This window comes from Dyella sp. 05T440, from assembly GCF_056395965.1.
In genome coordinates this window covers 506,054-519,052 of sequence record NZ_JBFTKN010000002.1, presented here as the reverse complement: position 1 = coordinate 519,052, position 12,999 = coordinate 506,054, and the positions used below count along the sequence as shown (strand labels likewise).

10 protein-coding genes are annotated in these 12,999 nt (G+C 63.5%); 6 read left to right on the top strand and 4 right to left on the bottom strand.

Features of this window, described 5'->3' with window-relative positions:
* Positions 1-6 precede the first annotated feature (6 nt).
* Both AC1DE1_RS04130 and AC1DE1_RS04125 read left to right on the top strand, forming a co-directional pair.
* Positions 7-609, top strand: coding sequence for a hypothetical protein (locus tag AC1DE1_RS04130; protein ID WP_477177617.1), 603 nt, complete (start codon positions 7-9; stop codon positions 607-609).
* A gap of 169 nt (positions 610-778) precedes the next feature.
* Positions 779-2,182: a coiled-coil domain-containing protein gene (locus AC1DE1_RS04125; protein WP_477177616.1), complete on the top strand. Its 1,404-nt coding sequence runs from the start codon at positions 779-781 to the stop codon at positions 2,180-2,182.
* 19 nt (positions 2,183-2,201) lie between these two features.
* Here AC1DE1_RS04125 and AC1DE1_RS04120 read toward each other — a convergent pair whose 3' ends face one another.
* The 4 genes from AC1DE1_RS04120 to acnD all read right to left on the bottom strand — a co-directional run bounded on the left by AC1DE1_RS04120 (position 2,202) and on the right by acnD (position 7,659).
* The gene (locus tag AC1DE1_RS04120; protein ID WP_477177615.1) at positions 2,202-2,810 is read right to left on the bottom strand and encodes a glutathione S-transferase family protein; all 609 of its coding nucleotides are present in this window, start codon (positions 2,808-2,810) and stop codon (positions 2,202-2,204) included.
* A gap of 55 nt (positions 2,811-2,865) precedes the next feature.
* Entirely contained in the window at positions 2,866-3,552 is a 687-nt protein-coding gene (locus AC1DE1_RS04115; protein ID WP_441603566.1) for a TerC family protein, read from the bottom strand.
* A gap of 220 nt (positions 3,553-3,772) precedes the next feature.
* On the bottom strand, positions 3,773-4,957 hold the full coding sequence (prpF, locus tag AC1DE1_RS04110) for a 2-methylaconitate cis-trans isomerase PrpF (RefSeq protein ID WP_441603565.1): 1,185 nt from the start codon (positions 4,955-4,957) through the stop codon (positions 3,773-3,775).
* A gap of 92 nt (positions 4,958-5,049) precedes the next feature.
* Entirely contained in the window at positions 5,050-7,659 is a 2,610-nt protein-coding gene (acnD, locus tag AC1DE1_RS04105; RefSeq protein ID WP_477177613.1) for a Fe/S-dependent 2-methylisocitrate dehydratase AcnD, read from the bottom strand.
* A 183-nt stretch (positions 7,660-7,842) separates the two neighbouring features.
* Here acnD and AC1DE1_RS04100 point away from each other — a divergent pair, with 183 nt between their 5' ends.
* The 4 genes from AC1DE1_RS04100 to AC1DE1_RS04085 all read left to right on the top strand — a co-directional run bounded on the left by AC1DE1_RS04100 (position 7,843) and on the right by AC1DE1_RS04085 (position 12,940).
* Complete coding sequence (locus AC1DE1_RS04100; RefSeq protein ID WP_477177612.1) at positions 7,843-9,294, top strand: bifunctional 2-methylcitrate dehydratase/aconitate hydratase; 1,452 nt, start codon at positions 7,843-7,845, stop codon at positions 9,292-9,294.
* Positions 9,295-9,500: 206 nt separating this feature from the next.
* Positions 9,501-10,616: an OmpA family protein gene (locus AC1DE1_RS04095; protein ID WP_441603562.1), complete on the top strand. Its 1,116-nt coding sequence runs from the start codon at positions 9,501-9,503 to the stop codon at positions 10,614-10,616.
* 349 nt (positions 10,617-10,965) lie between these two features.
* Positions 10,966-12,063, top strand: a complete 1,098-nt coding sequence (locus tag AC1DE1_RS04090) for an OmpA family protein (RefSeq protein WP_441603561.1) — start codon at positions 10,966-10,968, stop codon at positions 12,061-12,063.
* A gap of 118 nt (positions 12,064-12,181) precedes the next feature.
* The gene (locus AC1DE1_RS04085; protein ID WP_477178908.1) at positions 12,182-12,940 is read left to right on the top strand and encodes a pseudouridine synthase; all 759 of its coding nucleotides are present in this window, start codon (positions 12,182-12,184) and stop codon (positions 12,938-12,940) included.
* Positions 12,941-12,999 lie beyond the last annotated feature (59 nt).

Sequence of the window (12,999 nt, the reverse complement as noted above, 5' to 3'; positions counted from 1 at the left end):
CGGATGATGAAACCGCTCGCACACATCGCTGGTTTCGCCGTCCTTTGCGTGGCATGCGTATCGGGGATGGTGGGAGCACAGGCGCAGGACAGTGCTTCCACCCTGGCGTCGCCGCCGGCGATGGCGACTGCGGCGGCCCCCACGGCAGCACTGGAGACGGTGGTCGCAGGCATCCCCACCTCCAAGGATATGCCGGGCTGGACGCCGGTAGGCGAGGACACGCTCGACCAGACACGCGGCGGCTTCGACCTTGGCAACGGCCTGGTGGCCTCCTTCGGTATCGATCGCGCGGTCTACGTCAACGGCAACCTGGTGTCCTCGACCAGTTTCTACGTGCCCGACATCGCGCATATGACGCCAGCACAGGCGCAGGCCATGCAGTCGGCGCTGAACACCGTGCAAGTGACGCAGATCGGCCCGAACAACAGTTTCGATCCGTCCGCCCTGGCCGGCAAGATGGGCGGCACGGTGATCCAGAACACGTTGAACAATCAGAACATCCAGAACATCACCACGATCAACGCAGCGACCAATTCGCTCAACGCATTCCGGGCAGGAAGTCTCCAGGAAGCGTTGCAACAGGCGCAGCTGCAGTCCCTGGGGCACTGACATGGGACGCGCACCGCCAAGCTTTGGACCTTTCCGCGAATGCGCCGCGGCTCTCGCCGCGGCGCGTTCGTCTGCGCGATTTGAACAACGGGCATGAGGAAGCATGATGCGACACTCAGCGTTGCGATACGTATGGTCGGCAGGATGTGCGGGGCTGGTGGCGCTCGGCATGCCTGTCGCGGCCCAACAGGAGTCGCCGTCCCAGCAGGCCAATACCGGGACGACGCCGGCGGTAGCGGCTAACGCCATTGCGGCGGCCCCATCCGCGAAACCCGCGCCAATCGATCCAGCCGACTTGCGCAAACAGGTCGCCGAGCAGGGCGACCGCATCGATGCCATGCGCAGCCAGATCAGTGCGCAGATCGCGCAACTGGATGCAATGAAACGTGCGCTGGCCGAGCAGGAGGCCGACTATCAATCGCTGCGGCATGCCGTAGGCATGGACGTGCTGGACAAGCAACGTGGAGGCAGCATCGCCGCCGGCGGCCCGATGGCATCCGCGCAACCGATGCCGGCCGGCGATGCGGTGGCAGCCAACGCACCCCAGCAACAACAGCAACAGCCGGTCGGCGAGGCGCCCAAGGCCGATACGCGTCCGCCGGAAGTGGCGCCCATCTTCCAGCAGCCCGGCGTACTCACGCCCAAGGGCAAGTTCATCATCGAGCCGGCGTATCAGTTCGGCTATTCGAACGTCGATCGCGTGGCGCTGGTGGGATATACGGTGATTCCGGCCATCCTCATCGGCCTTATCGATGCGCGGCAGGTCAGGACGACCACGCAAGTGGGCTGGCTGACCGGCCGCTACGGCATCAGCAACCGGATGGAAGTGGAAGTCCGCGTGCCCTATGTCTATGCGCATGAAGACGTGACCAGCCGCGAGATATTCACCGGCAGCGCCACCGACAAGGCGTTTGGCAACAGCGGACATGGCCTCGGCGACGTCGAAGCCACCTTGCGCTACCAGTTGAATGTCGGTGGCCCGGACAAGGCGTACTACGTGGGCTGGCTGCGCGTGAAGTCGAACACGGGCAGGGACCCGTTCCAGGTCACCACTGATTGCGTGCAGCGTTGCGTGGAGAACGTGATCAACGAAGTGGACTTGTCGGCCACCGGCACGGGCCTGCCCCTGTCGCAGCCGGTGGGTACCGGCTTCTGGGCGATACAGCCAGGCGTGACCTGGCTGTATCCGACCGATCCGGTGGTGTTCTTCGGCAACCTCAGTTATCTCTACAACGTGCCGCGCGACAACGTGACCCGCAAAATCCTCCTGGGCGGTACGGAGGATCTGGGCAAGGTCAAGCTGGGCGATATCGTCGACGTGAGCATCGGCATGGGTCTTTCGCTCAACGAAAAGGCGTCGATCAGTATTGGTTACGACCAAAGCTTCGTCGGCGCGACGAAGCAGAACAATCACAATGTTCCCGGTTCGACCAAGGTCGTGCTGGGCACGCTGCTGATCGGTGGCTCATGGCGCTTCAGCGACAAGCGCACCCTCAACTTCACGTTGGGCGTAGGCGTCACGCGCGACACGCCGGATGCGACGGTGACGGTGCGCGTGCCGATGATGTTCTAAGCCCCGCGCGCAGGCCCGCTCAGAGGCCTTCCTGCTGCATCGCCGCCTTGACGCCGGCGTCGTCCTGCATGCGTGCATGGAAGCGGATCAGATTGTCCAGGCCTGACAGATCTACGCCCTTGCCGATGGCCCAGCGCAGCACCACGAACAGATACGGATCGGCGAACGAGCGCGTGCCCGTCAGCCAGTCGCGACCATGCAACTGCGCATCGAGGCGTTGGTAGTAGATGCGCAGCCGATCGACCGCCTTGCTGCGAAGATTTTCCTGCGCGTGCTCGCCATCGATGTAGCGCTCTGGGCGAAACACCGGCTTGAAGGTCGGATGCAGATCCGAATTGAGATAGGCCAGCCAGCGATTGACTTCGGCACGGCCGCGCGCGCCTTCGCCGCCGAGACCGGCGAGCGGAAACTTGTCCGCCAGGTAATTGAGGATGGCCGCGTTCTCGGTCAGCACCCAGCCGTCCGCTTCCTGCAGGGCAGGGACCACGCCCGAGGGATTGATGCGCAGATACTCGGGCGAGCCCAGTTCTTCGCGCGCGACGCGATGCGCTTCGTACGGCTGGCCGATCCATTCGAGCACGATGTGGTCGGCGAGCGAACAGGCGCCCGGCAGGTAGTACAACTTCATGGGAATTCCTTGGGTGGCGTCAGCCATGAAGTGTCGCCCGCCGGGTGCCTGCAGCTCAAGCCGACGCTTGCGCGCGCAGGCGGCGGCGCTGCATCCACCAACCGCCCAGGCACACGCTGATCACCAGTACCGCATCGAGCACGTAACGCGCCCACTCATGCGCATCGAACCACGGCGATACCCAATGATCGTGCGCGATCATGCGCGCGGCCGTCCATGCGATGGCACCTGCGCCGATATAGATGATCACCGGGAAGCGTTCGATCAGCCGCAGGATCAGCGAAGAGCCCCACACCACCAGCGGCACGCTGATCGCAAGGCCGATGATCACCAGCGCCATATGACCCTTGGCGGCGCCCGCGATGGCAAGCACGTTGTCCATGCCCATCAGCGCATCGGCAACAATGATCGTGCGCATGGCTGCCCAGAAGCTGCCGGCGGCGCCGACGTGATGCGACGCGTGGTCATCCGGCTTCATCAGCTTCCACGCGATCGGCAGCAACAACACACCGCCGATCAGCATCAGGCCGGGCAGCTTGAGCAGATAGACCACCACGCCGGTGAGCGCCAGGCGCACGATGATGGCGCCGAGGGTGCCCCATAGCACCGCTTTCCTCTGGATATCGCGGGGAAGCTTGCGCGCAGCCAGTGCAATCACGATGGCGTTATCGCCCGCGAGCACCAGGTCGAGCAGGATGATGGCCATCAGGCCGGAGAGGAATTCGGTAACAGCAAGGTCCATGTGCGGGTCTCTGCGCGTCAAGACGAATGCAATCAAGACGGACGCGCGCGGCCCGTCATGACTGCAAAAGTCTCGTTCGCGGCAGAACCGCCGCAGTGACCGGAGCGTTTTTGACGCTCGTGATGACGACCACTGCAAGGACACCGATGGAACCGGTGTCCTGAACTACTCCCTTTTGGGATCAGTATTTATCTATTGTCGATGCCATGGCGTGCGTGGGTCAAGCTGCCGGCACGCGCACCCAGCCTTCCATCAGCACGCGTGCGCTGCGGCTCATGACCGCCTTGGTGACCGTCCACGACCCATCCACCAGCGCCGCCGCGGCGCCCACCCGCAAAGTGCCCGACGGGTGGCCAAAGCGCACCGCCTGGCGTTCGCCGCCGCCCGCCGCCAGGTTCACCAGGGTGCCCGGGATCGCCGCCGCGGTGCCAATGGCTACGGCTGCCGTGCCCATCATGGCGTGATGCAGCTTGCCCATCGACATGGCGCGAACGAGCAAGTCGATGTCGGTCGCCTTTACCGGTTTGCCGCTCGAGGCGACGTAATCGGCGGGGCCGGCAACGAAGGCCACCTTGGGCGTGTGCTGGCGCGTGGCGATCTCATCCAGCGATGGGATCAGGCCCATGCGCAGCGCGCCGTGCGCGCGAATGGTCTCGAACTTTGCCAACGCCTCGGCGTCGCTGTTGATGGCGTCCTGCAGCTCCGTGCCGGTGTAGCCGATCGCGGCGGCCTCGATGAAGATGGTGGGAATGCCGGCGTTGATCATGGTCGCCTTGAGCGTGCCGACGCCCGGCACATCCAGCTCGTCGACCAGGTTTCCGGTGGGGAACATCGCGCCGCCGGCGCCATCTTCCTCGGCGGCCGGATCCATGAATTCCAGTTGCACTTCGGCGGCGGGGAAGGTCACGCCGTCCAGCTCGAAATCGCCGGTTTCCTGCACCGCACCGTCGGTCATCGGCACATGGGCGATGATGGTCTTGCCGATATTGGCTTGCCAGATGCGCACGATGGCGATGCCGTCGCGCGGCACACGCGCAGGGTCGATCAGGCCGCCTGCGATGGCGAACGGGCCGACGGCTGCCGAGAGATTGCCGCAGTTGCCGCTCCAGTCGACGAAGGCCTTGTCGATCGCCACCTGGCCAAACAGGTAGTCCACGTCGTGGTCCGGGCGCGTGCTCTTGGACACGATCACCGTCTTGCTGGTGCTGGAGGTGGCGCCGCCCATGCCGTCGATCTGCTTGCCGTACGGGTCGGGGCTGCCGATCACACGCAGCAGCAGTGCATCACGCGCCGCGCCCGGTACCTGCGCCGTTGCCGGCAGGTCCTCAAGGCGGAAGAACACGCCCTTGCTGGTGCCGCCGCGCAGGTAGGTGGCGGGAATGCGGATCTGGGGAAGCGATGCCATGAATGGATTGTCCTGTAATGACCAGGGCTCACCGCGTTGCACGCAGGAGCCACCAGGCGCGAGGCGTTGCCGCCCCGCGCATCAACATGTGATCACGCCGCCTGCGAGGCTTCGAGGAAATCCTGCGCAAAACGCTGCAGCACGCCGCCCGCCTCGTAGATCGATACTTCTTCGGCGGTATCCAGGCGACACGTCACCGGTACTTCGACGCGCTCGCCGTTGCTGCGATGAATGACCAGCGTGAGATCCGCACGCGGCGTGCGCGCGCCCATCACGTCGAAGGTTTCGGTGCCGTCGATGCCCAGCGTCCTGCGGTCGGTGCCCGGTTTGAACTCCAGCGGCAGCACGCCCATGCCGATCAGGTTGGTGCGATGGATGCGCTCGAAGCCCTCGGCCGCAATCGCTTCCACGCCGGCAAGACGCACGCCCTTGGCGGCCCAGTCACGCGACGAGCCCTGGCCGTAATCGGCGCCCGCGATGATGATCAGCGGCTGCTTGCGCTCCATATACGTTTCGATCGCTTCCCACATGCGCATCACCTTGCCTTCGGGCTCCACGCGCGCCAGCGATCCCTTCTTCACGGCGCCATCGACCACCGCCATTTCATTGCTCAGGGTCGGGTTGGCAAACGTGGCGCGCTGCGCGGTGAGGTGATCGCCGCGATGGGTCGCGTACGAATTGAAGTCCTCTTCCGGCAGGCCCATCTTGGCGAGGTATTCGCCTGCGGCGCTGTCGAGCATGATCGCGTTCGACGGCGACAGATGATCGGTGGTGATGTTGTCGCCGAGCACGGCCAGGGGACGCATGCCCTTGAGCGTGCGCTCACCGGCAAGCGCGCCTTCCCAGTACGGCGGACGGCGGATATAGGTGCTCTGAGCGCGCCAGTCGTACAGTGGCGCAGCGCTGGTGCCTTTGCTGCCGCTGCGCGCGAACATCGGTTCGTAGACCTTGCGGAACTGCTCGGGCTTCACGCTCGATGCCACGATCGCATCGATCTCTTCGTCGGACGGCCAGATGTCCTTGAGCGTCACCGGCTGTCCATGGGCGTCGAGGCCCAGCACATCCTTCTCGATATCGAAGCGGATGGTGCCGGCGATCGCATAGGCGACCACCAGCGGCGGCGAAGCGAGAAACGCCTGCTTGGCGTACGGATGGATGCGGCCGTCGAAGTTGCGGTTGCCGGAAAGCACCGCGGTCGTATACAGGTCGCGATCGATGATCTCCTGCTGGATCACCGGATCGAGCGCGCCGGACATGCCGTTGCAGGTGGTGCAGGCGAACGCGACGATGCCGAAGCCAAGCTGCTCCAGATCCGACAGCAGGTTCGCTTCCTTCAGATACATCTCCACCGCCTTGGAGCCGGGCGCGAGCGAACTCTTCACCCACGGCTTGCGCACCAGGCCGCGCGCATTCGCATTGCGCGCCAGCAGGGCGGCGGCGATCACGTTGCGCGGATTGCTGGTGTTGGTGCAACTGGTGATGGCGGCAATGATCACCGCGCCATCGGGCATCTGGCCGGGCTGCTCGGTCCACTCGCCGGCAATGCCGCGTGCGGCGAGATCAGAGGTGGGCAGGCGCTTGTGCGGGTTCGACGGGCCGGCCATGTTGCGCACCACCGACGACAGATCGAAAGTGAGCGTGCGCTCGTACTGCGCATGGTCCAGCGTGTCGGCCCACAAGCCGGCAGCCTTCGCATAGGTTTCGACTAGTTTGACCTGCTCGTCGCTGCGGCCAGTGAGGCGCAGGTAGTCGATGGTCTGGCCGTCGATGAAGAACATCGCGGCGGTGGCACCGTATTCGGGCGCCATATTGGAGATGGTGGCGCGATCGCCCAGGGTCAGGCTGGCCGCGCCTTCACCGCGGAATTCCAGGTACGCACCGACGACTTTTTCCTTGCGCAGGAATTCGGTGAGCGCGAGCACGATGTCGGTGGCAGTGATGCCGGGCTGACGCTTGCCGGTAAGTTCCACGCCGATGATGTCGGGCAGGCGCATCCACGACGCGCGGCCGAGCATCACGTTTTCTGCTTCAAGACCACCGACGCCAATGGCGATCACGCCGAGTGCATCGACGTGCGGCGTATGACTGTCGGTACCAACGCAGGTATCGGGATAGGCCACACCCCTGCCGTTATCGGCGTGTTGCACCTGGATCACCGGCGACATCTTCTCCAGATTGATCTGGTGCATGATGCCGTTGCCCGGCGGGATCACGTCGACGTTCTCGAACGCCTTCTTGGTCCAGTTGATGAAGTGGAAGCGGTCTTCGTTGCGGCGATCTTCGATCGCGCGGTTCTTGGTGAACGCGTTCGGATCAAAGCCACCGCACTCCACCGCCAGCGAGTGATCGACGATCAACTGCACCGGCACCACCGGATTGACCTTGGCCGGATCGCCACCTCGCTCGGCAATCGCATCGCGCAGGCCGGCCAGGTCGACCAGGGCGGTCTGGCCGAGAATGTCGTGGCATACCACGCGCGCCGGGAACCAGGGGAAATCGCGATCGCGCTTGCGTTCGATGATCTGCTTGAGCGACTCGGTGAGGATCGCCGGATCGCAGCGGCGCACCAGATTCTCTGCCAGCACGCGCGAGGTATAGGGCAGCGCGTCATAAGCGCCGGCTTCGATCGCCTCCACGGCGGCGCGCGCATCGAAATAATCCAGCGACGTGCCGGGAAGGGATTGGCGGTAGACGGTATTCATAAGTATCAAGAACCCTGGAGTAATCGCGCGGCTGACCGCAGGCCGAAATCGCACTATGAAGCCGGCTATTGTAACGCAGCGTTCCCGACCCGCCTCAGGCTGGTTCTGCGGGTGACGGCTATCAGTTAATGCGATGATCGCTCCGATCCTCCATGCAGCATCGTCCCCAGCCGCGAGGTCCCCATGAGTGCGCATGACATCCGCTCCGCCCAGCGTCCCGATCCGGATCAGCCGATGGTGGACGTCGCCGACTACGTGATCGATTACCGCATCGACTCCACCGAGGCCTATGACACGGCGCGCTACATGCTGCTGGATTCGCTGGCGACGGCGATGATGGCCATGAAGTTTCCCGAATGCGTCAAGCACCTCGGCCCGGTCGTGCCGGGGGCGAACCTGCCGGGCGGTGCCCGCGTACCGGGCACCAGCCACGAACTCGATCCGGTGCAGGCGGCATTCGCCATCGGCAGCCAGATCCGCTGGCTGGACTTCAACGACACCTGGCTGGCGGCCGAGTGGGGCCATCCCTCGGATAACCTGGGCAGCATTCTGGCGGTGGCCGACTACCTCAGTCGCAAGGCCGAGCGCGAGGGCGGGCAGCCGATGACCGTCCGCGACGTACTGACTTATGCCATCAAGGCCCACGAGATCCAGGGTTGCTACGCCCTCAAGAACAGCTTCAACCGCATCGGGCAGGACCATGTGATCCTGGTGCGCCTGGCCTCCACGGCCGTCGCCACGGCGATGCTGGGGGGCAATAAGGAGCAGATCGTCACCGCGGTCTCCCATAGCTGGGTCGACAACGGGGCGCTGCGCACCTACCGGCACGCCCCGAACACCGGCCCGCGCAAGAGCTGGGCTGCCGGCGACGCCTGCCGTCGGGCCGTCATGCATGCCATCAATGCGGTCTACCGCGGGGTGGTGGGCTACCCCTCGGCCCTCAGCGCCAAGACCTGGGGCTATTACGACGTGGCCTTCAAGGGCAACGCTTTCCAGTTCGAACGCCCGTTCGGCAGCTATGTGATGGAAAACGTGCTGTTCAAGATCAGCTATCCGGCCGAATTCCACGCCCAGACGGCGGTGGAATGCGCCATGCAGCTGCACGGCGCGGTCGCCGGCAAGCTTGGGCAGATCGACAAGGTAGTGATCGAGACCCAGGAGGCGGGCGCCCGCATCATCGACAAGACCGGCCCGCTGGCCAATTACGCCGACCGCGACCACTGCATCCAGTATATGGTGGCCGTGCCCCTGATCTTTGGCCGCCTGACCGCCGACGACTATGGCGACGAAGTGGCCGCCGATCCCCGCATCGACGCCCTGCGCGAAAAGACCGTGGTCAGCGAGAATCCACAGTTCACCAAGGACTACTACGACCCGGAAAAGCGCTATATCGGCAACTCGGTTCAGGTCTTCTTTAAGGACGGTAGCAGCACCCAGAAGGTATCCATCGACTACCCGATCGGCCACCGCAAGCGCAGGGGGGAGGGTATCCCGGTGTTGTTAAAGAAGTTTGAGGCCGCCATGCGCAGCCAGTTGCCCTCCCACCAGGTCAAAACCATCCTGAACGCCACGGCAGACCCCGTTAAGCTAGACGCCATGCCAATCCAGCAGTTCCTTGGTTTCTTCACGCTGTAAAGACGGCGTGAGCTGAAAATGAACGGGCGTTTGGGGTCGATTTGCAATTGCTTAACTTTTGCTAAGCTACTCCGCGCCCGTTTCGGGTAAACAAGCACTAGGTTAGAAGTCAGGTCCGAGATTCACTAGGAGTAGGAATCGAGGCTTGATCGCTTTTCCCGTCTGGGGTGAACGGACGCGTACACCAATAAACGAGGAGACACCTGATGAAACGTAAGGGCTTGTACATCCTGATTGCCCTGGCCCTGGGCGGCGCAGGCGCCGCCCATGCACAGGACAACACCGGCACTGCGGCACCGGTCACCACCACCGAAACGTCCAGCTACGACGACCGCTGGTATATCGCGCCGACGGTGGGTGGCTACTACAACGACACCGACCGCAACACCAATAGCCGCCAGTTCTATTACGGCATTGGCTTTGGTCGCTATTTCGCGCCCAACTTCTCGCTGGATTTCTTCGGTGACCGCACCAAGCGCACCGTGGATACCGCTGCCGGCGGCGGTCGTTGGTCGAACAACACCTACGGCGTGGCAGCTCGCTACTACTTCCTCGACTGGAACGCATGGCGTCCGTACCTGTTGGGCGGCGTGATGGGCAGCCAGCACATCAGCGACTTCGAGCACGGCTGGTCGCCGGCGGCTGAAGTGGGTGTTGGTGTATCCAAGACCGTCACCGACAGCACCGACGTCCGCTTCGAAGGCGGCTACCGCTACGACTGGGACGACAAGACCCAGCCGGACAAGAGTGGTTACGGCGACTGGTTCCTGGGCTTCAGCATCGTGTCGCGCATCGGTGCGCCGCCGGCCCCGCCGGCTCCGCCGCCGCCGCCGCCGGCTCCGGACTGCTCCAAGCAGTTCCGCAATGGCGTAAATCTGTGCGACAACAAGTGCCCGGATCTGCCGGAAGGCACCATCGTTGGTCCGGATGGTTGCCCGCAGAAGGTCGTCATCGACCTGCGCGGCGTCAACTTCAAGTTCGATCGTCCGAAGAAGGGCGAGAAGGACATCAGCAAGGCGCTGGCTGAGCCGACGAAGGATTCGTTGGCCGTGCTCGACCAGGCTGTCGATACCTTGCAGCGTTATCCGCAGGTGCACGTCACCGTTGCCGGTTACACCGACAGCGTGGGTACGGCGGAGTACAACCAGGGTCTGTCGGAACGTCGTGCGAAGATCGTGTACGACTACCTGACCTCGCACGGTATCGATGCAAGTCGTTTGGAAGGTCCGATCGGTCACGGCAAGAACGATCCGATCGACACGAACGACACGGATGCTGGTCGCGCCCGCAATCGTCGTACGGAGTTGCAGGTTCAGCAGTAATCGAACCACTGCGTTAGATGTAGGAAAAGCCCGGCAAAAGCCGGGCTTTTCTTTTTTGCAATATGGCTTATCGAAGTAAGGCGTTGTTTCGCAGTGACAGGTTGTCGCAGTTGTTCAACAACATCGTCATCGACGCGTTCGTTGCCTGAACAGTGGCTCACCAACAGCGTCTTGCGAGCCGTGCGATGCTCTTAACGATTTTGCTACACTCCGCCGCGCTTGAAGTCTTGTGACATTTCCCCCGATCGGGACGCAAAGCACGGGACAGGAAACGTCCCGTAGTAGGAGACGCGCGTTTTCCGTCTGGGGTGGAACGGACGCGAATACCAATAATATGAGGAGACACCTGATGAATCGTAAGGGCCTGTATTTCCTGATTGCCCTGGCTCTGGGCGGCGTAGGTGCCGCTCACGCGCAAGACAGCACCACCACGTCGACAACGTCGAGCTACGACGGCCGTTGGTACATCGCCCCGACCGTGGGCGGCTACTACAACGATACCGATCGCAACACCAACAGCCGCCAGGTCTATTACGGTCTGGGCTTTGGTCGCTTCATTGCGCCGAACACCTCGATCGACGTGTTCTTCGACCGCACCAAGCGCACCATCGACGGCGGTTCGGATCGTTGGGCCAACAACAACGTCGGCGTTGCTGCTCGCTTCTACTACGGTGACTGGAACGCATGGCGTCCGTACGCTCTCGTGGGCGTGATGGGCAGCTACCACATGAACCCGGCTGACCACGCCTGGTCGCCGGCTGCTGAAGTGGGCGTCGGCCTCTCCAAGACGGTCACCGACAGCACCGACTTCCGCGTGGAAGGTGGCTACCGTTACGACTGGGATGACAAGTCCCAGCCGGAGAAGAACGGTTACGGCGACTGGTTCCTGGGCTTCAGCATCGTGTCGCGCTTCGGCGAGCCGGCTGCTGCTCCCGTGGCTGCCGCTCCGGTGGCTCCGGCCGCTCCGGACTGCTCCAAGCAGTTCCGCAACGGCGTGAACCTGTGCGACAACAAGTGCCCGGATCTGCCGGAAGGCACGATCGTTGGTCCGGACGGCTGCCCGCAGAAGGTCGTGATCGACCTGCGCGGCGTCAACTTCAAGTTCGACCGCCCGAAGAAGGGCGAGACGGACATCAAGAAGGCGCTGGCTGAGCCGACCACCGACTCGGTTGCCATCCTCGACCAGGCTGTCGACACCCTGCAGCGTTACCCGCAGGTCAAGGTCACGGTTGCCGGTTACACCGACTCGGTCGGCAAGGACCAGTACAACCAGGATCTGTCGGAGCGTCGCGCTGCGATCGTGTTCAAGTACCTGACGGCCCACGGCATCACGGCTGATCGTCTGGTTGGCCCGATCGGTCACGGCAAGAACGACCCGATCGACTCCAACGACACGGACAGCGGTCGCGCTCGCAACCGTCGCACCGAACTGCAGGTCCAGCAGTAATAGGATCTGTTACAAGCTGTACGGAGAAGCCCGGCGCAAGCCGGGCTTTTCTTTTGTGGATGCACGCAGGTATCGCCTACCATGCGTGGTGTCGTCATCTGTTTTGCGAGTTTCACTCATGCGTCCGCCTCGTCCCGCTTCACGCCCGTCCACACCATCGGCGCCTCGCCATGGCCTGGCGCGCGTGCTCAGCAAGCTGGGCGTGTGTTCGCGCAGCCAGGCAGAGAAGGCGATACGCGAAGGGCGGGTCAGCGTCGACGGCAAGGTCGTGCTCGATCCGGAGCGTCCCGCCGATGCGGATCGCCAACGCATCCTGCTGGACAACGAACCCATCGTCGCCAGCACGCGCGTCTATATCGCGATCAACAAGCCGCGCGGGATCGTGGTCAGCGCCGCCGACGAACGCGGTCGCGACACCGTGTATGACCTGCTGAAAGATGCCGGCCTGCCATGGCTGGGGCCGGTGGGGCGACTGGACAAGGCCAGCGAAGGCCTGCTCTTGCTGACCAACGACAGCGTCTGGGCGGCGCGCTTGACCGAACCCAGGCATCACGTCGACAAGACGTATCACGTGCAGGTCAACGATATTCCTGACCAGGCTCTACTGGATCAGTTGGTCACCGGCGTGGTGGAAGAGGGCGAACGCCTTGCTGCACGTCGCGCGATCTTGCTGCGACATGGCGAAAAGAATGCGTGGCTGGAAATCGTGCTCGATGAGGGACGCAACCGCCATATCCGGCGATTGCTGGCTGCGCATGGGATCGATGTGCTGAGGCTGATCCGCGTGGCGATTGGTTCGATGCCGCTTGGCGAATTGCCGAAGGGGCAGTGGCGGAATCTGACCGCCGAAGAAGTGGGATTGCTCAGCGGCAAGTAGAACCTGTGGGAGCGCACCCTGTGCGCGACAGCCCCAGCTAGCCGACCATCCTGCACGTT

What these genes read in the sequence shown, in the direction of transcription:
- prpF (WP_441603565.1), bottom strand. Translation starts at nt 4,957, where the DNA reads ATGGCATCGCTTCCCCAGATCCGCATTCCCGCCACCTACCTGCGCGGC.
- AC1DE1_RS04130 (WP_477177617.1), top strand. Translation starts at nt 7, where the DNA reads ATGAAACCGCTCGCACACATCGCTGGTTTCGCCGTCCTTTGCGTGGCA.
- AC1DE1_RS04120 (WP_477177615.1), bottom strand. Translation starts at nt 2,810, where the DNA reads ATGAAGTTGTACTACCTGCCGGGCGCCTGTTCGCTCGCCGACCACATC.
- AC1DE1_RS04100 (WP_477177612.1), top strand. Translation starts at nt 7,843, where the DNA reads ATGAGTGCGCATGACATCCGCTCCGCCCAGCGTCCCGATCCGGATCAG.
- AC1DE1_RS04115 (WP_441603566.1), bottom strand. Translation starts at nt 3,552, where the DNA reads ATGGACCTTGCTGTTACCGAATTCCTCTCCGGCCTGATGGCCATCATC.
- AC1DE1_RS04095 (WP_441603562.1), top strand. Translation starts at nt 9,501, where the DNA reads ATGAAACGTAAGGGCTTGTACATCCTGATTGCCCTGGCCCTGGGCGGC.
- AC1DE1_RS04085 (WP_477178908.1), top strand. Translation starts at nt 12,182, where the DNA reads ATGCGTCCGCCTCGTCCCGCTTCACGCCCGTCCACACCATCGGCGCCT.
- acnD (WP_477177613.1), bottom strand. Translation starts at nt 7,659, where the DNA reads ATGAATACCGTCTACCGCCAATCCCTTCCCGGCACGTCGCTGGATTAT.
- AC1DE1_RS04090 (WP_441603561.1), top strand. Translation starts at nt 10,966, where the DNA reads ATGAATCGTAAGGGCCTGTATTTCCTGATTGCCCTGGCTCTGGGCGGC.
- AC1DE1_RS04125 (WP_477177616.1), top strand. Translation starts at nt 779, where the DNA reads ATGCCTGTCGCGGCCCAACAGGAGTCGCCGTCCCAGCAGGCCAATACC.